Source organism: Motilimonas thetidivivens, assembly GCF_046452435.1.
GTDB lineage: Bacteria > Pseudomonadota > Gammaproteobacteria > Enterobacterales > CBDFNC01 > Motilimonas.
The window spans coordinates 1-229 of record NZ_JBKFDK010000092.1 but is presented as its reverse complement, the minus strand read 5'-3'; the positions used below and the strand labels follow the sequence as shown (position 1 = coordinate 229).

The following is a 229-nucleotide window of genomic DNA, read 5'->3' as shown; positions in this document are numbered from 1 at the left end:
TAAGTGGAATAAAAAACACCTTGCCCTTGGCACTGCCTTTATTGGCCTGTGTATATGGGCGCTGAGCAAAGACGGCTCAAAGCCGCCGCCAGACCCGTTAGCCCCATACGCTAAAGATATAGCGCTGTATGATTCGCTAAAGCCCGTACCGCAATCGCAGGTAATATTACCACCGCCCGTTATCGACAGCCAAAACGAGCATAACGGCACCTTAGACATCACTAACGTT

The 229-nt window shown here is 50.2% G+C and carries 1 protein-coding gene; it reads left to right on the top strand.

Annotation, left to right across the window (positions count from 1 at the left end):
* Nucleotides 1–229 (top strand): hypothetical protein (locus ACK8OT_RS19380; RefSeq protein WP_410198147.1); only part of this gene is annotated, 229 nt, incomplete at both ends.